23 protein-coding genes and 1 pseudogene are annotated in these 22,936 nt (G+C 65.9%); 22 read left to right on the forward strand and 2 right to left on the reverse strand.

The annotated features are described in order from the left end of the window. Positions 1-19: 19 nt before the first annotated feature. The 4 genes from ACSFA8_RS26170 to ACSFA8_RS26185 all read left to right on the forward strand — a co-directional run bounded on the left by ACSFA8_RS26170 (position 20) and on the right by ACSFA8_RS26185 (position 3,848). The gene (locus tag ACSFA8_RS26170) at positions 20-784 is read left to right on the forward strand and encodes an ABC transporter ATP-binding protein (RefSeq protein WP_435482374.1); all 765 of its coding nucleotides are present in this window, start codon (positions 20-22) and stop codon (positions 782-784) included. Continuing rightward, positions 781-2,208: an ABC transporter permease gene (locus ACSFA8_RS26175; protein ID WP_435482375.1), complete on the forward strand. Its 1,428-nt coding sequence runs from the start codon at positions 781-783 to the stop codon at positions 2,206-2,208. The genes ACSFA8_RS26170 and ACSFA8_RS26175 overlap by 4 nt, the downstream gene beginning before the upstream one ends. Further along, positions 2,205-3,569, forward strand: a complete 1,365-nt coding sequence (locus tag ACSFA8_RS26180; protein WP_435482376.1) for a DUF3526 domain-containing protein — start codon at positions 2,205-2,207, stop codon at positions 3,567-3,569. Before ACSFA8_RS26175 ends, ACSFA8_RS26180 begins: the two co-directional genes overlap by 4 nt. A 126-nt stretch (positions 3,570-3,695) precedes the next feature. Continuing rightward, complete coding sequence (locus ACSFA8_RS26185; protein ID WP_435482377.1) at positions 3,696-3,848, forward strand: hypothetical protein; 153 nt, start codon at positions 3,696-3,698, stop codon at positions 3,846-3,848. On the opposite strand, the gene pdxR is transcribed toward ACSFA8_RS26185, so the two are convergent. Next, entirely contained in the window at positions 3,845-5,326 is a 1,482-nt protein-coding gene (gene pdxR / locus ACSFA8_RS26190; RefSeq protein ID WP_435482378.1) for a MocR-like pyridoxine biosynthesis transcription factor PdxR, read from the reverse strand. The two genes, ACSFA8_RS26185 and pdxR, sit on opposite strands and share 4 nt — an antisense overlap. Before the next feature lie 89 nt (positions 5,327-5,415). On the opposite strand from pdxR, the gene ACSFA8_RS26195 reads away from it, so the two are divergent. The 17 genes from ACSFA8_RS26195 to ACSFA8_RS26275 all read left to right on the forward strand — a co-directional run bounded on the left by ACSFA8_RS26195 (position 5,416) and on the right by ACSFA8_RS26275 (position 20,866). Next, positions 5,416-6,048 carry an FMN-binding negative transcriptional regulator gene (locus ACSFA8_RS26195; RefSeq protein WP_435482379.1) on the forward strand — a complete coding sequence of 211 codons (633 nt, stop codon included), beginning with the start codon at positions 5,416-5,418 and terminating at the stop codon, positions 6,046-6,048. A 14-nt stretch (positions 6,049-6,062) separates the two neighbouring features. Continuing rightward, the gene (locus tag ACSFA8_RS26200; RefSeq protein WP_435482380.1) at positions 6,063-6,425 is read left to right on the forward strand and encodes an antibiotic biosynthesis monooxygenase family protein; all 363 of its coding nucleotides are present in this window, start codon (positions 6,063-6,065) and stop codon (positions 6,423-6,425) included. A 59-nt stretch (positions 6,426-6,484) separates the two neighbouring features. Continuing rightward, positions 6,485-6,805, forward strand: coding sequence for a quaternary ammonium compound efflux SMR transporter SugE (gene sugE, locus ACSFA8_RS26205; RefSeq protein ID WP_435482401.1), 321 nt, complete (start codon positions 6,485-6,487; stop codon positions 6,803-6,805). A 129-nt stretch (positions 6,806-6,934) separates the two neighbouring features. Further along, positions 6,935-8,056: a trans-sulfuration enzyme family protein gene (locus tag ACSFA8_RS26210; protein WP_435482381.1), complete on the forward strand. Its 1,122-nt coding sequence runs from the start codon at positions 6,935-6,937 to the stop codon at positions 8,054-8,056. 448 nt (positions 8,057-8,504) lie between these two features. After that, complete coding sequence (locus ACSFA8_RS26215) at positions 8,505-9,419, forward strand: LysR family transcriptional regulator (RefSeq protein WP_435482382.1); 915 nt, start codon at positions 8,505-8,507, stop codon at positions 9,417-9,419. A gap of 160 nt (positions 9,420-9,579) precedes the next feature. Then, on the forward strand, positions 9,580-10,953 hold the full coding sequence (locus ACSFA8_RS26220) for an SLC13 family permease (RefSeq protein ID WP_435482402.1): 1,374 nt from the start codon (positions 9,580-9,582) through the stop codon (positions 10,951-10,953). Between the two features lie 44 nt (positions 10,954-10,997). Further along, a complete protein-coding gene (mdcA, locus tag ACSFA8_RS26225) occupies positions 10,998-12,680 on the forward strand; it encodes a malonate decarboxylase subunit alpha (protein WP_435482383.1) in 1,683 nt (560 codons plus the stop codon). 14 nt (positions 12,681-12,694) lie between these two features. Beyond that, on the forward strand, positions 12,695-13,027 hold the full coding sequence (gene mdcC, locus ACSFA8_RS26230) for a malonate decarboxylase acyl carrier protein (RefSeq protein WP_435482384.1): 333 nt from the start codon (positions 12,695-12,697) through the stop codon (positions 13,025-13,027). Next, positions 13,024-13,902 carry a biotin-independent malonate decarboxylase subunit beta gene (locus ACSFA8_RS26235; RefSeq protein WP_435482385.1) on the forward strand — a complete coding sequence of 293 codons (879 nt, stop codon included), beginning with the start codon at positions 13,024-13,026 and terminating at the stop codon, positions 13,900-13,902. The genes mdcC and ACSFA8_RS26235 overlap by 4 nt, the downstream gene beginning before the upstream one ends. Before the next feature lie 14 nt (positions 13,903-13,916). Further along, positions 13,917-14,618 (forward strand): biotin-independent malonate decarboxylase subunit gamma, encoded by a 702-nt coding sequence (locus ACSFA8_RS26240; protein WP_435482386.1) that lies wholly within the window; start codon positions 13,917-13,919, stop codon positions 14,616-14,618. A gap of 17 nt (positions 14,619-14,635) precedes the next feature. Next, positions 14,636-15,328 carry a malonate decarboxylase holo-[acyl-carrier-protein] synthase gene (gene mdcG / locus ACSFA8_RS26245; RefSeq protein WP_435482387.1) on the forward strand — a complete coding sequence of 231 codons (693 nt, stop codon included), beginning with the start codon at positions 14,636-14,638 and terminating at the stop codon, positions 15,326-15,328. Beyond that, positions 15,325-16,188 (forward strand): triphosphoribosyl-dephospho-CoA synthase MdcB, encoded by an 864-nt coding sequence (mdcB, locus tag ACSFA8_RS26250; protein ID WP_435482388.1) that lies wholly within the window; start codon positions 15,325-15,327, stop codon positions 16,186-16,188. Before mdcG ends, mdcB begins: the two co-directional genes overlap by 4 nt. Then, on the forward strand, positions 16,185-17,093 hold the full coding sequence (locus tag ACSFA8_RS26255; RefSeq protein WP_435482389.1) for an acyltransferase domain-containing protein: 909 nt from the start codon (positions 16,185-16,187) through the stop codon (positions 17,091-17,093). The genes mdcB and ACSFA8_RS26255 overlap by 4 nt, the downstream gene beginning before the upstream one ends. Before the next feature lie 93 nt (positions 17,094-17,186). Then, a complete protein-coding gene (gene acs, locus ACSFA8_RS26260; RefSeq protein ID WP_435482403.1) occupies positions 17,187-19,109 on the forward strand; it encodes an acetate--CoA ligase in 1,923 nt (640 codons plus the stop codon). A gap of 25 nt (positions 19,110-19,134) precedes the next feature. After that, entirely contained in the window at positions 19,135-19,680 is a 546-nt protein-coding gene (gene ppa / locus ACSFA8_RS26265) for an inorganic diphosphatase (protein WP_435482390.1), read from the forward strand. Further along, positions 19,677-20,333, forward strand: a complete 657-nt coding sequence (adk, locus tag ACSFA8_RS26270; RefSeq protein WP_435482391.1) for an adenylate kinase — start codon at positions 19,677-19,679, stop codon at positions 20,331-20,333. The genes ppa and adk overlap by 4 nt, the downstream gene beginning before the upstream one ends. Positions 20,334-20,638: 305 nt before the next feature. Further along, entirely contained in the window at positions 20,639-20,866 is a 228-nt protein-coding gene (locus tag ACSFA8_RS26275; protein ID WP_435482392.1) for a hypothetical protein, read from the forward strand. 336 nt (positions 20,867-21,202) lie between these two features. On the opposite strand, the pseudogene ACSFA8_RS26280 reads toward ACSFA8_RS26275, so the two are convergent. Then, positions 21,203-22,464: pseudogene (locus ACSFA8_RS26280) on the reverse strand (MFS transporter). 251 nt (positions 22,465-22,715) lie between these two features. On the opposite strand from ACSFA8_RS26280, the gene ACSFA8_RS26285 reads away from it, so the two are divergent. Then, a complete protein-coding gene (locus ACSFA8_RS26285) occupies positions 22,716-22,838 on the forward strand; it encodes a hypothetical protein (RefSeq protein ID WP_435482393.1) in 123 nt (40 codons plus the stop codon). The last annotated feature ends 98 nt before the right edge of the window (positions 22,839-22,936 follow it).

Here is a 22,936-nt window from a genome sequence, read left to right on the forward strand (position 1 = left end):
ACGCGAACAAATGCCACGCATGCCTCTGACCAACCTTCCACCGCCGCGCGCCGCGGCCCTACCCCCTCCTGCCCTCGAAGCCTGCGGGGTGGTCGCCGGCTATGGTGCGCGCACCATCCTGCACGGGCTGGATCTCACGGTCGAAGCCGGTGAAATCTGCGCGCTGCTGGGTGCCAACGGCGCTGGCAAGACCACCGCGCTGAGCCTGTTCCTGGGCTTCGTGCAGCCACGGAGTGGTCACGTGCGCGTCAACGGCGCCGACCCCGTGGCCGACCCGACGGCCGCGCGGCGCCAGCTGGCGTACATCCCCGAGAACGTGGCGCTCTATGAGCACCTGAGCGCGCGCGAGAACGTTGCCTACCTGCTCCACCTTGCGGGGCAGCCCGCCAGCGCGCAGGTCATCGACGCGGCTCTGGCGTCCGCCGGCCTGGACGCCGCGGCGCACCACCGGCGCGTGTCGGGGTTTTCCAAAGGCATGCGCCAGAAGGTCTCGATCGCGCTCGCGCTCGCGCGCAAGGTGCCCGCGTTGTTGCTCGACGAGCCCACCTCCGGCCTGGATCCGCAGGCCACAGCCGAGTTCAACCGCCTTCTTGGGCTGCTGCGCGCACAGGGGGTGGCCATCCTCATGGTCACGCACGACCTGCTCAGTGCCGCCGACGTGGCCGACCGCATCGGTTTCATCGACGGCGGGCGGTTGATCGAAGAAGTCGCAGCTTCGGGCGCGGAGCGCTTCGACGTGCGTGCGCTGCACCGGCGCTACGCCGGCCAGGAGGTGAGGCGATGAGCGTCGCGTGGCGCATCGCGCGCGAGGAGTGGCGCCTGCTGCGGCGCGACCGCGTGGCGGTGCTGGGCCTGGCGTTGCTGCTGCTGTTGACGGCCGTGGCCACCTTCACGGCCTGGGATCAGCGCCGCACCACGGATGCCGAGCGCGCGCGTCACCAGACGCAGGTGGATCACGAGTTCGAGACCCAGCCCGATCGACACCCGCACCGCATGGTGCACTACGGGCACTTCGTGTTCCGGCCGCTGAACCCGCTGGCCGCCTTCGATTCCGGGGTCGACGCCTACACGGGCCATACGCTCTTCCTCGAAGGACATCGGCAGAACAGCGCCAATTTCGGCGACGTGCGCCAGTCTTCGCTGCTGCTGCGCTTCGGCCAGCTCACGCCGGCCTTCGTGCTTCAGGTGCTGGCTCCGCTGCTGCTCGTCTTCGTGGGCCATGCGGCCTTGGCGCGGGAGCGCGAATCCGGCACGCTGCGCGTGCTGCTCGCCCAAGGCGTTCGACCGCGCCAGATCGTGGCGGGCAAGTTGCTGGCCTTGAGCGGCGTGGCCGCGCTGGTGCTGCTGCCGGCGCTGCTGGCGCTGACCTGGATCGGCGCGGCGACATCAGCCCCAGCCAGCCTGGCCGTCGCGCTGGCGGCGGGCTACGGGCTGTGGCTGCTGATCTGGGTCGTCGGCATCGTCAGTCTGTCGGCATGGTTCGCGCACGGGCGCGGCGCGCTGCTGGCATTGCTGGCGGTCTGGGCGGTCAGTGTCGTGCTCGTGCCGCGCCTGGCGCCGGAACTCATGGCTTCGGCCCTGGTGCTGCCCACGCGCTTCGAGACCGACATCGCGGTGGCGCGCGACCTGGCCGCGCTGGGCGACAGCCACAACCCCGACGACCCCTACTTCGCCGACTTCAGGAAGACGGTGCTCGCACAGTACGGGGTCCCGAAGGTGGAAGACCTTCCCGTCAACTACAAGGGCCTGCTGGGCATGGAGGGCGAGCGGCTGACCAGCGCGCTCTTCGAGCGCTACGCCGACACCAGCTTCGAGCGCCAGGATGCACAGTTGCGCCGCGTCGACGGCTTTGCATTGCTGAGCCCGGTGATCGCGCTGCGCCGCCTGTCCATGGCAGCGGCAGGCACCGACCTGCACAACTACCGCCGCTTCGTGGAGCAGGCCGAGCGCCATCGCTATCGCCTGGTGCAGGCGCTCAACCGGCTGCAGGCCGAAAAGCTCAGCTTCGCGGGCGACCGTTCCAGCCGCGACAGTCGCATCAGCCACGCACACTGGCACGGCGTTGCCGACTTTCGCTACGAAGCCGCACAGCCGATCGACGCGCTGCGCCGTGCGGCACCTGCCGCGGGCGTGCTGCTGCTCTGGCTGACCGCGCTCGCGGGCCTGTTGGTGCCGGCCACGCGCCGGCTGGGGAGGATCACGCGATGAGCTGGCTCGCCCACGAATGGCGCCTCCTGGCGCGCTCAAGGCTGGCTCTGACTGCGCTGGCATTGCTGCTGGTGCTGTCGACCCTGGCCGTGCTTTCGGGCACGCGCGAGGTTGCGCGCCAGCGGCAGACGATTGCGCGTCTGGCCGGGCTGCAGCAGCAGGATCTGGCTGCGCAGGCGCGCAACTACACCCGCGGCGGCGATCCCGGCTCGGCCGCGTACTACACCTTCCACAGCACCTGGGATGCACCGTCTCCCACAGCCTTCCTCGCGCTCGGCCTGCGCGATGCCGCACCCTATGTGCTGCGCGTGCGCGCACTGGCGCTGCAGGCTCAGTTGCACGAGGGCGAGAGTTTCAACCCCGAACTGGCGCTGGCCGGACGCTTCGACTTCGCTTTCGTGCTGGTGTACCTGGCGCCGCTGTTCCTGATCGCACTGTTGTACGACCTGGTTTCGGGCGAACGCCGGGCCGGCCGGCTGGGCACGCTGCGGGCCATGCCCGGCGGCGGCCGGCGCCTGTGGTTGCGCCGCGCGGGCCTGCGCACGGCGCTGGTCTTCGGCGGCCTCGTGCTGCCAGTGCTGGCCGGTGCACTGGCCAGTGGTACCACGATGGCAGCCCTGGCCGCCGCACTGCTGGTCACGGCGGCCTACCTGGCGGTCTGGAGCGGCTTGGCGCTGATCGTGGCGACGCGCAGTGGAAGCTCTGCCGCCAACGCAACGGCACTCATGGGCTGCTGGGCTGTGCTGACCCTCGTCGCGCCCACCATCGCCAACGCCGTGCTTGCGCGCGCCGTGCCGGTGCAACAGGGCGTGGAGCTGATGCTCGCACAGCGCCAGACCGTGCACGGCGCGTGGGATCTGCCGCCGGCGGCCACGATGGATAAATTCTTCCGCACGCACCCCGAATGGCAGCACACCGCGCCACTGCCTTCGGGCTTCCACTGGAAGTGGTACTACGCCTTCCAGCAACTCGGCGACGAGAGCGTGGCATCGCAGGTCGCGGCTTACCGTCGCGGCCTGCTCGCGCGCCAGCGCTGGACTGCGCGACTGGGCTGGCTGCTGCCGGGCGTCGGCGTGCAGTCCGCGCTGCACCGACAGGCCGACACCGACCTGCAGGCGCAGCTGGCCTATCAGGATCGCATCGCCGATTTCCACGCGCGGTTGCGCGCCTTCTACTACCCCTACCTGTTCAACGACGATCGCTTCGGTGCGCAGGACTTCGCCGCCCAGCCACGCTTCATCTCGCCGGCCCGGTCGATGGAGACGCCTGGCGGCCAATTGCTGGGCTTGGTGTTGATGGCCGCGCTGGCCCTTCCGCTGGGTGCTGCCGCAGCCGGTCGGGTGCGCCCGACGGACGGCTGAGTAGCTCCGGCGCCATCCACCTCGACAAGCTCACCATCGAGTTCAAGCCGACAATGCCAAGTCGCATCTATTGGGCGGGCAGGCCGGCGACGCGGGTTGTCCAGGCCCTGCACTGGCTCAAAGGACATGCTGCCGACCGGTAGCGACCGCATCAGAAAGATGCTGGCACGCCTTCTTTGCGATCCGAAACACGGCGACAGCGTCCAGGCTCAGGCCCAGGCCCTGGCGCTGCCAGGCCCGGCGAGTCAAGACTACTTTTTACCGGTGATCGCCTCCTAACCTCGCGCGGCAATCACCGCTGCCAAGGTACGCATCCCCTGCTCGATCTCATCGACCGTCAGACTGGCATATCCCAGAATCAGTCCAGCTGGCCGAGGTTGCACGGGTGATTGCGGCTTGGCAAACAGCGGCGACACCGGGTAGACGCCCACACCCTGGCCGCGGACAGCAGCCACCAGCGAGGGCTCGTCCTGCGGCCGCAGGAAAGGCAGCCAGAGCACCACATGCAGCCCGGCTGCCGTACCGGTGACTCCAGCGTCGCCAGGCAGGTGGCGCGCAATGGCATCAAGCAGCGCCGCACGGCGGCGTTCGTGCTCGCGACGCGTGCGCCGCACGTGACGCTCGTAGGCGCCGCTATCGATCAGGGATGCCAGCACACGCTGTTCCAGAACGGGCGCATGGCGGTCGGCCAGCCGCTTGGCCTGCCGGAACACCGGCACCAGTTCGGGAGGAAGCACCAGGTAGCCGAGTCGAAGTTGCGGCGACAGCACCTTGGAGAAGGTGCCTATGTAGATCACGCGGCCGTCGGTGTCGATCGACTGCAGCGCATCGATCGGGCGCTGGCCATAGCGAAACTCCCCGTCGTAGTCGTCCTCGACGACCCAGGCGCGGTGTCTTCGCGCCCATTGAAGCAGTTCCAGGCGCCGGCCGATGGGCAGCACGCCCCCCAACGGGAACTGGTGCGAAGGCGTCACGTACGCCAGACGGGTGCGACCGTCCCGAGGCAATCTGGCAGTGTCCAGGCCCTGCGCGTCCACCGGGATCGCCAAGAGCTTGGCGCCGGTGGCCTCGAAACAGCGGCGCGCCATCAGGTACCCAGGCTCCTCGAAGACGAAGGCATCGCCGGGATCCAGCAGCAGCCGCGCGCACAGGTCGATGGCTTGCTGGGAGCCGTGCACCACAAGGATCTGTTCGGCGTCGCAGGCGAGACCCCGCGCGCGCCTCAGGTAGCCCTGGAGGGCGCGGCGCAGCGACGCGTCACCTTCGGGTGCCACGTAGTACAGACTGCGTTGATGGCGCAGCAGTTCGGCCCGGTACTCGCGTCGCCAGACCAGCGCCGGAAAGTCACGGGAAGCTACCGCGCCATACAGGAAGTCGATGCGGCACGGTTCTGCAGGAGCAAGTCCTGGCATTTCGATCCCCGCAACGCGGCGGCCGAAACTCGAGAGGGATGGCGCGGCTCTGGCGCGCCGTTTCGTGTCCGAGTCAGACGGCGCAGGCGCCCCCAGCCGACTGGCGACCCGGGCAACGCGCCCGATGGAAGTGACAAGGAAGCCCTCGGCCGCAAGCTGCTCGTAGGCGGCGGTGACGGTGGTGCGCGACACCCCTAGATCGGCCGCCAATGCACGTGTGGACGGCACCCGCGCGCCCGCAGGGAGCGTCCCGTCGGCGATCTGAGAGCGCAGAAGGTCGCAAATGCGGCGTCCGGCCCCATTGACACCGGAACCCTGGCCAAGTGGGGCAGGAAACTGGTTCATGCAAAAGGAATAAAACTGGATCTTCCAATTGTGCCGGTTCCGCGCGAAAGTTCCGGCTGCTCACACCCTTTCAGAACCCCTCGCCTTCCATGTACATCCCCACGCCCTTTGCCGTCACAAGGCCTGAGGATCTGCACCGCATCATGCGCGAGCACCCGCTGGGCGCGCTGGTCACGCAAGGGCCCACGGGCCTGGACGCAGATCACCTCCCGTTCGAGTTCGATCCTGACGTGGGAACGCAAGGATTGCTCTCGGCCCATCTGGCCCGCGCGAACACGCTGTGGCAGCGATGCCCCACAGGAACCCCGGTGATGGTCATCTTTCGCGGTGCCCAGGCCTACATCTCGCCCAACTGGTACCCGAGCAAGCACGAGGCGCACCGCCAGGTGCCGACCTGGAACTACGAGGTGGTGCACGCGCATGGCGTGCTCACCGTGCACGACGACGAGCGCTTCGTGCGCCGCATCATCGCGCGCCTGACGCGGCGGCACGAGGCAACCGAGCCCAGGCCCTGGAAGATGGGCGACTCCGCGCCCGAGTACATCGACAGCATGGTGCGCAACATCGTGGGCATCGAGATCGCCATCACTTCGTTGGTGGGCAAGGCCAAGCTCAGTCAGAACAGGGAAGCGCGCGATCGCCTCAGCGCCGCCGACACTTTGAAGGCGCGCGGACTCGACGATCTGGCCGAAGCGATGCGCAATGCCAGCGAACCGGGTTAGGCCGACACGATCCGATGTACACATCGACCTTCACTTTCGCAAAGGGCCAGTTCGATGACGAGTTCCACGCCGTGGACAGTGTCATCGCCCAGCTTGCCAAATCCATCCCCGGCTACCTCGGCGAAGAGAGTTGGGAGAACCCTGCCACGGGACTCATCTCCAACGTGTACTACTGGGAAACGATGGATTCGCTTCAAGAGCTCATGAAGCACCCGGCACATATCGCCGCTAAGCAGCGGCAAGCGCTTTGGCTCAACGGCTACCAGGTGGTCATCGCACAGGTCATCCGTTCCTATGGCGATGGCCGCATTCCGCACCCGCTCGCTGACGGAACGCAATCAGCACCAGGTGTCCGCTGCGTTTCGGCGGGCAGATAGAAAGTGGCGGAGTCGATCTGATGCGGCGTCTGGATCACCGCTGGAATGGAAAATCTCATATGGCGTGGACGCTTCTGGTTGTTGCTGGTCTTCTTGAAGTGGGTTGGGCCATCGGCCTGAAGTACACCGAAGGATTCACAAAGTTGTGGCCCAGCGTCTTCACGATCGCTGCCATGGTCATCAGCATCGTTCTGCTGGGAGTCGCCATGAAGTCCCTCCCTGTCGGCACCTCCTACGCCATCTGGGTAGGAGTCGGGGCTGTCGGCACAGCAATCCTCGGCATCATCCTGTTCGGAGAACCCGCCACGCCTGGCCGACTGCTGAGCCTTGGGTTCATCGTTGCCGGCATCGTCGGCCTCAAACTGACGAACTCAGCTTAGCCATCTGGTGGAGGCGTACGCATTGGAATCGTACAGTGCCTTCCTCATTTGTCAGGCCATGCATGGCAATACGTTCCTGAACTCACAACTGATCCCACAACTAACACCGCAATCTTCTGGAGGTACTGAGTGGAAAAAAATTCGTCCAAAATCAAGCTGGAATCGTGGCTCGTCACGGCAGGCCGTGCCTCTGAGGCCGGCGCTCCGTTGAACGTGCCGCCGGTTCCGGCTTCGAACTTCATCATCGGCAGCGGGCGCGACTATTCGCGTGATGATGGCACCCCGACCTGGGAAGCACTTGAAGAAGTCGTCGGCGGGCTTGAGTCAGGTAGGGCCATAGCGTTCGCCTCTGGCATGGCGGCCATTGCCGCAGTGTTTGATCAGCTTGCGGCTGGTGCAGTTGTGGTGCTACCCGATGATTGTTATCAAGGTGTTGCAGGCCTAGCGGCAGCGGGCGTTGAAAGAGGGCGTTGGTCCGTGCAGCGCATGGCGTTGGACGATACAGCCGGTTGGATTCGCGCCTGCGGCGCCGCTGACCTGATTTGGCTTGAATCGCCCTCCAACCCCCTGCTGACCGTTGCGGACCTGGAGGCCATCTGCGCAGCTCCGCGCAAGGCCGGGGCGATCCTGGCCGTAGACAACACCTTCGCCACGCCCTTGAATCAGCGGCCGCTTGACTTCGGCGCGACAGTGTCTCTGCAATCGGCAACCAAGTTCATTGGCGGCCACTCCGATTTGCTGGCAGGGGTCGCCACGACAAAAGACGATGCGCTGTGGCACGCCCTCAGGAAGTCCCGCGAGTTGACTGGCGCGACACCGGGAACGCTGGAAGCTTTTCTAGCCATCCGCGGCGCGAGAACGCTCGCGCTTCGCTTGCAACGGGCCCAGCAAACAGCCATGCTGCTTTCGGAGCGGCTTGAGGGGCATCCGCTGATCACCCGTGTCCGGTACCCTGGCTTGCCTTCACATCCGACGCATGCCACTGCCAAGCGTGTGCTCAAGGGCTTCGGAACCATCATCTCGTTCGATATGCGGGGCGGTGCTGACTTTGCTGACAGTGTCTGCGGAAAAGTCACGCTCATCCGCCATGCCACCAGTCTTGGCGCAGTGGAGTCGACCATGGAAAGAAGAGCTGCGATCCCTGGTCAGGGGCACCTTCCGCCTTCGCTTCTACGACTCAGTGTTGGTATCGAGGACGCCGACGATCTCTGGGCCGACCTCGACTCGGCGATACGTTCTGCTGCACCATGACTCTGGTTGATGTCCCAGGAAGTGGTGTAAATCCCTTCGTTTACTCGCTGCGCGGCAAGGCGCGTAGGGAGTAGCCCGAAGCGGCTTGCCGCGCAGCGGCCGCCGATGCAGCCCGAGCGCAATGGAGGTCGGTCGCCGACCAGCCCCGAGACGAGTTCCCCCAAGCTCGGCGCCCTGATGGACGACGCGCAGAACGCCGAGTGGTCACTCAACCGGCGCTACAAGGTCTGCAAGCTAACTCAGCCTTCTCCGGGCCTGTGGATCTACACCACGGAATGGGACGCAACTGAGGCGCCCGCCTCCGCAAGGAATGATCACCTCATGCCGCCCTCTGGGCAGCAGCCCGCTCGCGTTGTTCGCTTGCACGAAAAATCTCGGGCGCCGACAACGGCAAGGGGCCGCCACTCGCGTGGCTGCCTTACGATTCGCATCCATCCGCAATCCGACCATGCACCTCCATCTCGACGAAGAGATCACCTTCCGCAAGCTCGAAATCCTGCTGGCCTTCATGGAGACTGGCAATCTTGCCCGTGCGGCGGAAATGCTCGACATCAGCGCGGTCAGCGTGCACCGCGCGCTGCATTCGCTGGAAACCGGGCTGCGCTGCGCGCTTTTCCGGCACGAAGGCCGCAACCTGCACCCGACCGAAGCCGCCCATGCGCTGGCGGAGGTTGCGCGCGAGGTGCTTCGCACGATGTCCGAGGGCATCCGCGCGACGCGGGAGGTCGCCGGCTATTCGGCCGACCGAATTCGCATCGGTTCACTCTATTCCCTGACGAGTCGCACGGTGCCGCAGCTGATCATGGGAATGAAGTTGCGCAAACCGGATCTGCATACCGAACTCGTGCTCGGTTCCAACGCCCACCTGCTGCAGAAGCTGCGGGACGGCGCGATCGACGCCGCGCTCATGGCGATCCCCGACGATGTTTCCGACGTTGAATCGGAGCCACTGTTCGAGGACGACATCCAGTTCGCTGCGCCAGTGGGCTCCGCCTACTCGGCGCAAAAGGAAATCGACTTGAGCAGTTGCGCCGGCGAACGCTTCGTGAGCCTGAGCGAAGGATTCGTCACCTACCGAGGTTTTGTCGAGGCGTTTCGCATTGCCGGCTTCACGCCCAACGTCGTGATGAAGACCGACGACATCTTCTCCCTGATGAACCTGGTCAGCGGCGGCGTCGGCTACACGCTGCTGCCGGGGCGAGTGCGTGGCGTCATGCCGCAAAAGGTGCAGTTGATCCCGTTGCAGCCCCGGTACCTCATGCGCCAGGTCATCGCGCTCAATTTTCTGCGCACACGCGAGCGCGATCCCAACCTGCTTGCACTGCTCTCGGTGTGCCGCTTGGCGAGAGCCGAACTCGGCTAAGCATTCGACATTTGCTTGATTGGGGTTAACCCTCGATCGTTTCACAAGGCGTAAAGGTCGACGACGCCGCTTCATTGATCGTCCCGGAGGGGGTGCGTACCGTACGCATCCAGACGCACGGTGCCATGTGCGTCGTCCCCAAAACACCGGAGACGCAATGATGAGTTCACACTGGATTTCGATCTACGCACTGGTCGGCATGTTCGTGCTTGCAACGGTGCTGCCAATCAACATGGGCGTGATTGCCTTCGTCGGTGCGTTCCTGGTCGGCACGCTGGTGGCCGGCATGAACGCCAAGGCGATCATGGGTGGCTTTCCCGCCGACTTGTTCCTCACCCTGGTCGGTATCACCTACCTGTTTGCGCTGGCGCAGAACAACGGCACCATCGACTGGCTCGTCAAACTGGCCGTGCGCGCCGTGCGCGGTCGCATCGCCGCCATTCCGTGGATCATGTTCTTCATCGCCGCGCTGCTCACTTCGGTGGGTGCGGTCAGCCCCGCGGCGGTGGCCATCATCGCGCCGATCGCGCTCGGCTTTGCCGCCAAGTACGGCATCAATCCGCTGCTCATGGGGTTGATGGTCGTGCATGGCGCGCAAGGGGGCGGCTTCTCGCCGATCAGCATCTACGGCGGCATCACCAACAAGATCGTCGCCAAGGCCGGCCTGCCCCTCAACGAGATCGCAACCATGATGGCCAGCCTCGGGATCAATCTTTCCGTGTCGCTGCTGCTGTTCTTCCTTATGGGCGGCATGAAGCTGATGCGCCAGAAAGCGAACGTCGACGGCAGTGCGCCGGTCGTGCGGCGCGTGGCGCATGGCCAAAGCGGCCCCCAGGTCTATGGCGACGCCGAAGGCGAATCGTTTTCCGAAGAACGGCGTACGGCGGGCGGGGCAGCGAACTCGTTGATGGACGCAACGCCTGCCGAAGCCGCGAATCCAGGCTCGCGCTCCTATCAGATCGCGACCGTGGCCGGGCTGCTGGCGCTGGCTGTGTTGACCTTGTTCTTCAAGCTGGACATCGGCTTCGTCTCGATCACCATCGGGCTTGTGTTGACGCTGATGGCGCCGAATCTGCAAAAGCGGGCCCTCGGCCAAGTCTCGTGGCCGGAGATCATGCTGATCGTGGGTGTCAGCACCTACGTGGGCGTGATGGAGAAGATGGGCACGATCGATTTCGTCGGCCACAGCGTGGCCGGGCTCACCTCGCCCATGGTCGCCGCGTTGCTGCTGTGCTTTGTCGGCGCGGTGGTCTCGGCCTTCGCCTCGTCGACCGCGGTGCTCGGCTCGCTGATCCCGCTGGCGGTGCCGTTCCTGCAGGGTGATACCGGCGTCAGTGCGATCGGCTTCATTGCGGCGATGGCCGTTTCCTCGACCATCGTCGACGTCAGCCCGTTCTCGACCAATGGGGCACTGGTGCTTGCCAACGCCAAGGGCGTGGATCGCGATGTGTTCTTCCGGCAACTGATGGTGTACGGCGCCATCGTGACCCTGGTGGCCCCCGTGGTGGTGTGGCTGCTGTTCGTGGTGCTGTGAAGCGCTCGGCTGTTTCGACTGAACTTCAACCTCCTCAACTTCCCATGAACTCCTGCTCCTGGACCACCAAGGCCGACGACCGCGCCGCCCGGTTGGCGCGCGCGGCCGGCGCACTCGGGACGCGGCTCGCCGGCAAGCGTGTCGATGCCGAAGCAATCGCCACGCTGCTCGAAGCGGTGCTCTCGCCCGGCGACCGTGTCTGCCTGGAAGGCAACAACCAGAAGCAGGCCGATTTCCTGGCGCGAGCGCTGGTGCAGGTGGATCCGCAGCGGGTTCATGGTCTGCACATGGTGCAGTCAGTGCTGGCACTTCCAGAGCATCTGGACGTCTTCGAGAATGGCGTGGCCGCCCGGCTGGACTTCAGCTTTTCGGGGCCGCAGGGCGCGCGGCTGGCCAAGCTCGTGTCGGCCGGGCGCATCGAGATCGGGGCGATTCACACGTACCTCGAACTGTTCGCGCGCTATTTCGTCGACCTGACACCCAAGGTCGCGCTGGTCGCCGCGCAGGCAGCCGACGCTGAAGGCAATCTCTACACCGGGCCCAACACCGAAGACACGCCGGCCATCGTCGAAGCCACGGCGTTCTCGAGTGGCATCGTGATCGCGCAGGTCAACGAACTGGTCGACGGCAAGACCACCACCCTGCCCCGCGTCGACATCCCGGCCGACTGGGTGAGCTTCGTGGTAAAGGCGCCGCGCCCGAATTTCATCGAACCGCTGTTCACGCGCGATCCCGCGCAGATCAGCGAGGTCCAGGTGCTGATGGCGATGATGGCGATCAAAGGCATCTACGCCGAGTACGGCGTGCAGCGTCTGAACCACGGCATCGGCTTCGACACTGCGGCGATCGAGTTGCTGCTGCCGACCTATGCCGAGTCGCTCGGCCTCAAAGGGAAGATCGGCAAGCACTGGGCCTTGAACCCCCATCCGGCACTGATCCCGGCGATCGAGGCGGGCTGGGTTGAGTCCGTGCACTCCTTCGGCTCCGAACTGGGCATGGAGAACTACATCCGCGCGCGCTCCGACGTGTTCTTCACCGGCCCGGACGGCAACTTGCGCAGCAACCGGGCGTTCTGCCAGGCGGCGGGCCATTACGCCTGCGACATGTTCATCGGCTCGACCTTGCAGATCGACCTCGATGGCAACAGCTCGACCGCAACGCTGGGCCGCATCGCCGGCTTCGGCGGTGCGCCCAACATGGGCGCCGATGCGCGCGGCCGCCGCCACGCCAGCCCGGCTTGGCTCAAGGCGGGGCGCGAGGCACGGGCGGGGCGCACGGGTGCAGCCGGCACGCCGCGCGGGCAGAAGCTGGTCGTGCAGATGGTCGAGACCTTCCGCGAGCACATGCAACCGGCTTTTGTCGACAGGCTCGATGCCTGGACGCTGCAAGAGCAGGCCGGCATGGCCCTGCCGCCGATCATGATCTACGGCGACGACGTGTCGCACATCCTCACCGAGGAAGGCATCGCCAACCTGCTGCTGTGCCGCAGCGACGCGGAGCGCGAGCAGGCCATCCGTGGCGTGGCCGGGTACACCGCGGTCGGTTTGGCGCGCGACAAGCGCGCGGTCGAGAACCTGCGCGACCGCGGTGTAATCCGCCGGCCGCAGGATCTGGGCATCGACCCGCGCCAGGCCACGCGCAATCTGCTGGCCGCACGCAGCATGCGCGACCTGGTGCGCGCCTCCGGCGGGTTGTACCAGCCGCCCGAGCGCTTCAGAAACTGGTAGCAGGAGATTCAACGATGAGCGACGTTCCCGCAGGACTCGAAACCCTGGACTTTTCCTTTTCCGGCGGCCACGCGATCGGCGCTTTTGCGCCCGTGCTGGTTGGCGTCGTCGGCTCAGGCAACCTCGAGGTGCTGCTCGAGCCGGCCGATGGCAATGAATGCGCGGTGCGTGTCGAGACTTCGGCGCGCGGCTTCCAGCCGATCTGGCAGGCCGTGATGAACGACTTCCATGCCCGCCACTCGCTGGCCGGCGTGCGCGTTTCGATCAACGACATGGGCGCCACGCCCGCGGTGGTGAGCCTGCGGCTCGACCAGGCGTTGGCTGAGATCGGCGGAGGTCAGCCATGATCAGCTATGCCGAATGCTCGGCGCGCGAGCGGCTGGCCCTGCTGCTCGATCCTGGCAGTTTTCACGAGTGGCTGCCTCCCAGCGAGCGGGTCACCAGCCCGCACCTGGCGCAGCTCGGCGTGCCTTCTGCTTTCGATGATGGGGTGGCGGTCGGCCGTGCAATGCTCGATGGCCACAGCGTGTTCGTGGCCGCGCAGGAAGGTGCGTTCATGGGCGGCGGTGTCGGCGAAGTGCATGGCGCCAAGCTGGTCGGCCTGCTGCAGCGCGCGCTGCGCGACCGCCCGGCGGCGGTGCTGCTGATGGCCGAATCGGGCGGCGTGCGATTGCACGAGGCCAACGCCGGGCTCATTGCTGTCTCGGAAGTGATGCGCGCCGTGCTTGACGTGCGGGCCGCCCACATCCCGGTGCTTGTGCTGATCGGCGGCGCCAACGGCTGCTTCGGCGGCATGGGCATCGTGGCGCGCTGCGCCGACTACATCGTGATGAGCGATGTCGCTCGACTGGCGATGTCGGGGCCAGAGGTGATCGAAGCGTCTCACGGCGTGGAAGAATTCGACTCGCGTGACCGTGCGCTGGTCTGGCGCACGACCGGTGGCAAGCATCGTTGGCTGACGGGGGACTGCGACGCGCTGATCGAAGACGACGTCGCGGAATTCCGCGCGGCGGCTGTCGCGGCGATCGATGCATCGAAGCCAGTGACCCTGGCGGCGCTGGAGAAGGAGCACGCGCTGCTCACCGAGCGCCTGCACGCACTGCCGGCCGAGACCGCCGGCCGCGACGAAGCCACGCTGCTCTGGAGCGCACTCGGCATCGCCGATGCGCAGCAGGTTCCAGAGCTTTCGGTGGAAGCCGTCCGCGCGCTGCGCAGCATTTAACCCAGGAGCATCACATGCAGTGGAGTTCTCTTGCCACCCAGCTCTTTGGTCCCTTTCACGGCCTGCGCGCAGTGGACGATTTTCTGCAGGGCGAAGCGATGTTCGAGGGCGAGCCGCTCACGGTCATCGGCACTACCAATCATGCACCGATCGGGGTTCGGCTCGCGCTGGCGCAGGCCCGTGTCGTCCTGGACACCATCACGCAACACCCGGGCCGCCCGATCCTGCTGTTGATCGACACCCAGGGCCAACAACTGCGCCGGCGCGACGAACTGCTTGGCATCAACCGGGCGATGGCGCATCTGGGCGCAAGCATCGACCTGGCGCGGCGCCGCGGTCATCGCGTGATCGGTCTGGTGTACGACCAGGCACTGTCGGGCGGCTTCCTCACCTCGGGGTTGATTGCGGATGCCTGCTATGCGCTGCCGGATGCCGAGATCCGGGTGATGCGCATTCCGGCCATGGCGCGCGTGACCAAATTGCCGGAAGACAAGCTCACCGCGCTGTCGCTGTCCAACCCGGTGTTCGCGCCGGGTGTGCAGAACTACGTGGCCATGGGGGGCATCCGTGCGCTCTGGCAGAGCGACCTGCAGGCCTGCCTGCGCGAGGCGTTGACCCCTACGCCAACCGAAGACCGACGCGCCCGGGATGGGGCCGAACGAGGCGGACGCCAACTCGCCGCCGCGGTGGTGCAACGCGTGCTGGACGCCGCCTGAACGCCTGGTGAACGTGCATGACCGCCATGGTTTCCCTGCGTCGCCATCAACTCGCCCGGCTCTCCAAGAGTGGCTGGGCCGCCGTCCTGCGCCATCCTTGGGATGAGCAGGCGCGCGACTGCCTGGCGCATTGGGCGTTGCATCAACTGCCGCTGGTGGTGACGCGCCAGCCGGCCCATTCGGCCGCCAATGGATGGATTGCACTGGGCTTGCCGACACCAGCGCGCTGGGACAGACGCCGGCTTGCACTGCACGTGCCGCGCGCGGCGGTGCATTGCATTGACGAGTTCCCGCGTCTTGCCGAGGTACAGGCGCTGCTACGACCATCGGCGCGAGACGCGGCGCGCGAACTGCTGGCCGGACTCCGCGCATGCCATGCGACGGCACGTGTGTTCGGCAGCTACGGCTGGCAAGCGATCAGCGCCCTCGATCACGTCCGGGCGGGCTCCGACCTCGATCTGTCGGTCGTCGTCGAGGGGGTGGCACATGCGGATGCCGCAGCTCGTTGCCTCCAGTCCTTCGGTGCGGCACGACCTCGGCTGGACGGCGAACTCATATTCGGCGACGGCGCAGCGGTCGCGTGGCGCGAGTGGATCGAGTGGCGTGCCGGACGCGCGCGGGCGGTGATGGTCAAGCGATTGGACGGCGTGACCCTGCAGCGCGATACCGCATGGTGCGAGCATGCCGGGCTGGTGGAGATAGCCGCGTGAGGAGCTCTGCGCTTTCGCTGACACCGGACTCACGGCTCACCCCAGCGGCGCTCGGCCGCGCCGCCACGCTCGCGCTGTATGACGAACTATCGCTGGCGCCCAAGCCGGGGCTGGTGACGTTGATCGACTGCGGCAGCCACGACGACATGGACGCGCACACCTTCATGCGCAGCCTGTTCTCCTTGCGCCGCTACTTCACCCAGATCGCCGATGCCGGATTCGGCGGTGCAGATTTCGCCACACTCGAGCGGTATGGCATGGCGGCGGAGGCACGCATGCTCGCGGCCACGGGCGGCGTGAACACGCATCGCGGCGCGATCTTCATGCTCGGCCTGTTGTGCGCCGCGGCGGGCGCCGCGCTGCGAGAGGGCGACAGCGCATCGCATCCATACCAACTGCGTGATGCGTTGCACCGGCATTGGGGCGATGCGCTTGCCAGGCGCAGCCAACGCCCGCCCACCCTGCCCGGCGGCATCGCCGCACGGCGGCACGGCCTGCGCAGCGCGTCCGAAGAGGCATCGCTCGCATTTCCGGTGCTGTTCGAGACCGCGCTGCCCGCGCTGACGACGGGCCTGGCCCACGGCCTGACGCCCCACCAGGCCAGACTCGACACCTTGTTCCACGTCATGGCCGTTCTGGACGACAGCAATCTCGCGCATCGAGGCGGCCTCGCGGGCTTGCACTACGCCCAGCGCACTGCACGTCAGTTTCTGCATCGAGGAGGCATCGCGCGGCCCGGTGGCCTTCAGGAGGCACAAGCCATTGCGGACGATTTCGTGCGGCGGCGCCTGTCGCCCGGCGGCGCGGCAGACACGCTCGCCGCAGCGTGTTGGCTCCGGCGCGTGTGTCCAATCTCATGACCTTCGCGCTGCTTTTTTCTGGCCAAGGCACTCAGCATCCTGCGATGCTGCCCTGGTTGACGGACGATGGCGCCGTGCGTGACATGTGCGCGCGACTTGGCGTTGACGACTGGCGCCATGCACTCGCGAATCCGGGGTGGGCCGAACGGAACGACAACGCGCAGACGCTGCTGACCGGCCTTGCCTTGGCAGCCTGGGGGCAGCTGGCGCCCCTCCTCGCACCGCCAGCCGCCGTGGCGGGCTACAGCGTGGGCGAACTGGCCGCATTCAGTGCGGCCGGCGTGATCGATCCCGCCACGGCTGCGGCGCTTGCACCCCAGCGAGCCGCGGCCATGAACCATTGCGCCGCTCGTACGCCCGGCGGCCTGCTGGCCGTCAGCGGTCTGCATGAACAGAAGCTCGAACAACTGGGCGTCGAAGCCGGTCTTGCACTCGCCATCCGCAATGGCCCCGGAAGCGTGATCTTCGGCGGCCCGATGGCCGCGTTGGAAGATGCCGAACGCATTGCCGCCGCCGCGGGCGCGCAGTTCACGCGCTTGCGGGTCAAAGTCGCATCCCACACACCCTGGATGCGCGAGGCAGCAGAGAGCTTCTCGCGGACGCTTGCTGAAGTACCGTTTCACGCGCCTCAGGTCGTGCTGTTCAGCAATGCGGCGGATCGCATCCGGGATGCATCGTCTGCCCGGGATGCGCTGTCCGCGCAGGTCGCCCAAACGGTTCGCTGGGACGAATGCATGGAAAACGTCGTGGCGCGACAGGTAGGTTGCGTGCTGGAGGTGGGACCGGGCCAGGCGCTGACGCGCATGTGGAATCAGCGCTACCCCACCGTTCCGGCTCGCGCTTGCGACGACTTCCGCAGCGCCGCATCGATTGCAGCCTGGCTCAACAGCCATGCGGATCGATGAAGCCGGGCAAACCATTTGACGTCTTGAATCAAGCAACAGGAGATCCACGTGAACAGCAATGCAGCAACGACCCATCCGTATCCAGTCCCGGACATGAAGGATGCCCATGTGTCCGGCATGAGCGCCTACGACAAGCTGGTGGCGGAGGCGGAGGCAGACTACAGCGGCTATTGGTCGCGCCTTGCGCGCGAGTTCGTGAGCTGGCAAACCCCGTTCAGCAAAGGGCTCGACGACAGCCAGGCACCATTCTTCAAGTGGTTCGAGGATGGCAAGCTGAACGTTTCCTACAACTGCCTGGATCGTCAGGTCGAGCGTGGGCTGGGCGACAAGACCGCGATCGTCTTCGAAGCCGACGATGGGCAGGTGACGCGGGTGGGCTATCGCGAATTGCTTGCCCGCACGTGCCGCACGGCCAATGCGCTGAAGGCGCTCGGCGTGAGGAAAGGCGATCGCGTCGTCATCTACATGTCGATGAGCATCGAGGGCGTGGTCGCGATGCAGGCCTGTGCACGCATCGGCGCCACGCATTCCGTTGTGTTCGGTGGCTTCTCGGCGCAAAGCTTGCGCGACCGCATCCAGGATGCCGGCGCAGTGATGGTCATCACGGCCGACGAGCAGGTGCGCGGCGGCAAGCACCTGCCGCTCAAGGCGATCGTCGACGATGCCATTGTGCTGGGCGGCTGCGAGAGCGTGAAGAACGTCGTCGTCTACCGGCGCACCGGCGGGCCGATTGGCTGGATCTCGTCGCGCGACCGCTGGCTCCACGAGCAGACGCAAGACCAGGCAGAGACCTGCGAACCCGAATGGGTGGGCGCCGAGCATCCCCTGTTCGTGCTCTACACCTCCGGATCGACCGGCAAGCCGAAGGGCGTGCAGCATTCCAGCGGCGGCTACCTGCTGCATGCGGTGCTGACCACGAAGTGGACCTTCGATCTAAAGCCGGATGACGTGTTCTGGTGCACCGCCGACATCGGCTGGGTCACGGGTCACACCTACATCACCTATGGCCCACTCGCGCTGGGCGCGACCGAGGTGGTGTTCGAGGGTGTGCCGACCTATCCGGACGCGGGCCGCTTCTGGAAGATGATCCAGGATCACAAGGTCAGCGTGTTCTACACCGCACCGACGGCGATCCGCTCGTTGATCAAGGCGGCCGAGGCCAACGAAACCGTGCACCCGAAGCGCTACGACCTATCGAGCCTGCGCATTCTGGGCTCGGTCGGCGAGCCGATCAACCCGGCGGCATGGGAGTGGTTCCACCAGCATGTCGGCAGCGGCCGCTGCCCCATCGTGGACACCTTCTGGCAGACGGAGACCGGCGGGCACATGATCACGCCGCTCCCGGGCGCCACGCCGCTGGTGCCGGGCTCCTGTACCCTCCCCTTCCCCGGCATCGCGGCGGCCATTGTTGACGAGACGGGCACCGACGTGCCGAACGGCCAAGGCGGCATTCTGGTGGTCAAGAAGCCCTGGCCCAGCATGATCCGCACGATCTGGGGTGACCCGGAACGTTTCAAGGCGAGCTACTACCCGCCGGAACTCAAGGGCTTCTACCTTGCGGGAGATGGTGCAATCCGCGATGCGAAGACCGGCTATTTCACGATCACCGGGCGCATCGACGATGTGCTCAACGTCTCTGGCCACCGCATGGGGACGATGGAGATCGAGTCCGCACTGGTGTCGTGCACCGATCTCGTGGCCGAAGCCGCGGTGGTCGGCCGTCCCGACGAAACCACCGGCGAGGCGATCTGTGCCTTCGTCGTCCTGAAGCGCAGTCGCCCCACGGGGGATGAAGCGAAGAAGATCGCAAATGAGTTGCGCAACTGGGTTGCCAGGGAGATCGGCCCGATCGCAAAGCCGAAGGACATCCGCTTCGGCGACAACCTGCCCAAGACGCGCAGCGGCAAGATCATGCGCCGCCTGCTGCGATCGGTTGCCAAGGGCGAGGCCATCACGCAGGACACCTCGACGCTGGAGAACCCGGCCATCCTGGAACAGCTGGCAGAGAAGAACTGACTGACCTGCAGAACCTGGAGCATTCATGGCCTTCAACAAAGTATCCCCAGGTAAAAAAGTCCCGGATGAATTCAACGTGGTCATCGAGATCCCGATGAATGCCGACCCGATCAAGTACGAGGTGGACAAGGAGTCCGGCGCGATCTTCGTCGACCGCTTCATGACGACGGCCATGTACTACCCGGCCAACTACGGCTACGTGCCGCAAACCCTGAGCGGCGACGGCGATCCGGTCGACGTGCTGGTGATCGCGCCGTACCCGCTGCTGCCCGGCGTAGTCGTGCCATGCCGCCCGCTCGGCATCCTGATGATGGAAGACGAAGCCGGCGTCGACGGCAAGGTGCTGGCCGTTCCCACCACCAAGGTGCTGCCGATCTACAGCCACTGGAAGTCGATCGACGACGTGAATCCGATGCGCCTGAAGGCCATCAGCCACTTCTTCGAGCACTACAAGGATCTGGAAGAAGGCAAATGGGTCAGGGTGCTCGGCTGGGAAGGCATCGACGCCGCCAAGAAGGAAGTGCTGGACGGGATCGCATTAGGAGTTCAAACCAAGGCGGGGGCATCATGAGACTTGTCCTCTTGGGCGCCCCCGGGGCAGGCAAAGGCACGCAAGCCACTTTCCTGTGCAAGAAGTACGGCATCCCGCAGATCTCGACGGGTGACATGCTGCGCGCCGCCGTCAAGGCCGGCACGCCGCTGGGCCTGGAGGCCAAGGCCATCATGGAATCGGGTGCGCTCGTGAGCGACGACCTGATCATCAATCTGGTGAAAGAGCGCATTGCGCTGCCCGACTGCACCAACGGTTTTCTGTTCGACGGATTTCCCCGCACCATTCCGCAGGCCGATGCGATGAAGGCGGCGGGCGTCAAGATCGACTACGTGCTCGAGATCGACGTGCCGTTCTCCGACATCATCGAGCGCATGGGTGGCCGCCGCTCGCACCCGGCATCCGGGCGCACCTATCACGTCAAGTTCAACCCGTCGAAAGTCGAAGGCATCGACGACGTCACGGGTGAACCGCTGATCCAGCGCGACGACGACAAGGAAGACACCGTGCGCAAGCGGCTCGAGGTGTACGGCCAGCAAACGCGTCCGCTGGTTGGCTACTACTCGGCCTGGGCCGGGCAGGATGCGGCCGCTGCACCGAAGTACCGCGCGATCAGCGGCGTCGGCAGCGTCGACCAGACCATGTCCTTGGTGCAGGCGGCGCTTGGCGACTGACTGTGCAGCACCAACTCCTCAACTCATACGCCATGCACTTGCGTCATAACTGCCGCCGCTCGGAGTTCCGCGGCCAAGGCAGGCTGTCCATTTTGATGGCGATCCGCCAACGCATTCAACTCGTCGGCGGTTCGAACACTGGCAAGCCGGCCGATGGCCTTCCAGAAAGCGGCGAGTTGGTGCCGCGCGCCGCGCACTGTCGCCGGGGCTGCATCGAGACTGCCCTGCGCGGAGGCGATCCTGCGTGAGGCGCACGACCATGTTTCCCGGTGCTGCTTTATCGAAATGAACCACGAGGAAACCGCATGCACGCCGCCCCCCACTCGTCCGTTGCACAGGCCGCCTTCGAGCTACGCTTCCCCTCTCTCAGTGGCACGGGCCCCGACCTGACATTTCCCTGCGATGCCGGCGGCTCGGTGCAAATGGACAGCTTGAGCGCGCGCGCGCTGCACAACTACCTTCTTGCGCGCGCACTGATGGGCCGTGACTATGGGTGGCCCAGCGTGCAGGCGTCGTGCCAAGTGAAAACCTGAAGCGTGTTGGCTGGAAGACGCGCCTGTTCTTGCTGCTGAATGCTCGCGGCCAACGGTGCCGGTTGCATTAGCTTGGATGCGCGTGTGTCATCACGATTTCTTGCGAGCGACTGATGGGTAGAAACGCAACGCACGCGACGAACACATCCTGAGGTAGCTGCAGCACGGGGACAATGAGTGCGGCGGCTCTGCTGCGTCTCTGGCTCGCCCCGCACCTCAATCTCGGCGGCAATCCTTACTCCAAGTCCCACATGAATACCCGCACAAAGAGAACCGGCCTCCCGAGGAGGCCGGGGCGGCTCACCGAGGCGGGGCTCGGCGATCTGCGTCGGGCAGTTAATCCCCCTCAAGCCGATCCCGCCGCATGGCACGCCAGAGCGCGAGATCGTAGGAAATCTTGAGAAGCCCGCATGCGATGAGCGGCAACGAGATCCATCCGGCTGCGAACAGTGCGCCGCTGAGCGTCGGGCTGATGGCCGCGGCCAGGCTCCGCGGCACGGCGGTGAAGCTCGCTGCAGCGCTGCGTTCCGCCGGCGTCACGACCGCCATCACATAAGCCGTTCGCGTGGGCACATCCATCGACGACAGTGCGCTGCGAACCATCAGCAGGCCCAGCGCGACCGGCAGGCTCGGAGCCAGCGCAGCCAGCACCAGGCAGACGTTGGCCGGCAGGTGCGTGAAGACCATGGTGTTGAGCAACCCGATGCGCCGGGCGACCCGCGGTGCAGCGAGCTGCGACGCCGCGCTGAGCAGGCCGGTGAAGAAGAAGAACACGCCAGCCTGGCTCAGCGAGAATCCGAATCGCTCCAGCAGCCACAGTGACATCAGGGCGTTGACCGTCAGCCCGCCGGCAAACGCGTCGACGCTGAAGAGTGCTGCCAATCGCACCACGACGCGGCGCGAAGGTCCCAGGGGCGCTGGCGCGACAGGCGCGCTGTCCGCGTTGTCGGCGCCAGCGTGGGCTGGCAGTTTCCGGTAAAGCCAAAAGACGAACAGCCCGATCGCCGCGTAGACCACGAACATCCCGCGCAACGCGTCGAGCCGCGCGAACTCGCTGTGCCGAACCAGCCAGTCCGGCACCGCGGCAGCCAGCGCACCCAGCGCTGCACACAGGGCGCCCAGGAGGCTGTAGCGTGCGAACAGGGCGATTCGGGCGTGCCCCTGCGCTGCAGCAGCCAGACGGGCGTGCTCCAGGGGAAGGAACACGCTGACATCACCTGAGCTCGGATTGAGCGTACCGACCAGCGCCACGACCAACAGCGGCCAAAACGATGACAGACTAGAGAAGCCCAGCCCGTGGCGGCCATCAGCAAGGCGGCGCCGCGCAGCAGCCGTGCGCCAGAGAAGCGATATCCCCACGCGCCGACCGCGAGTGTGGCCGCCGCCGAGCCCAGCATCGTCGCTGTGCTCACGATGCCCACTTCCAGCGTGCCCAGTCCGATCGACAGTAGATGGGCTGGCAGCAGTACGGCCATGTAGCCATCGCCAAAGGCGCGTAGCGCTCTGGCGGCCAGCAGGGGCAGCGCACTGGCGTCAACACCTGGCGGCAACAGGCGTGCGAATCCACGGGGCGGCTGAGGCAAAGGATCTGCATTCATTGTTCGTCCTGAACTGGCTTTACTTCTCGCAATGGCGAAGCCAACGATGCCATGGTCACTGGATTCGCAGCAAGCTGGCGGCGCTCGCGAATGGGGAAGTTAGGCCAGGTGGAATCATTGGCTGTCCCAACTCGTCAAAGCCGGCAAGGCCAGCTAGCTGTCCTTCGGCGGTACCCGAACCTTCATGGCGCAGGCGCGGCGAAGTCCCGCCGCTGCCTGCCGGCGATCCGCCGGCATACCGAGGCCCCACCATGATCGGAGACGACTATGTCATGCGGGCGAACTCGAAGGGCAACGTGATCCTCCACCAGGCCAAGATCGTGGTCTGCCCACCCGACCAGCTACTGACCATTGGCGCCTGCGATCTGTCCTGACCCCTGCTACGAGCATAAGGTCGGACTTTAGTGCGTGCGCTACAGGCCCTCTGGACGTGCGCCCTCCGGCATGGATCACATGGTTGGCGTGCCGATGT

The sequence above is a fragment of the Variovorax nitratireducens genome, assembly GCF_051216545.1.
GTDB lineage: Bacteria > Pseudomonadota > Gammaproteobacteria > Burkholderiales > Burkholderiaceae_C > Variovorax.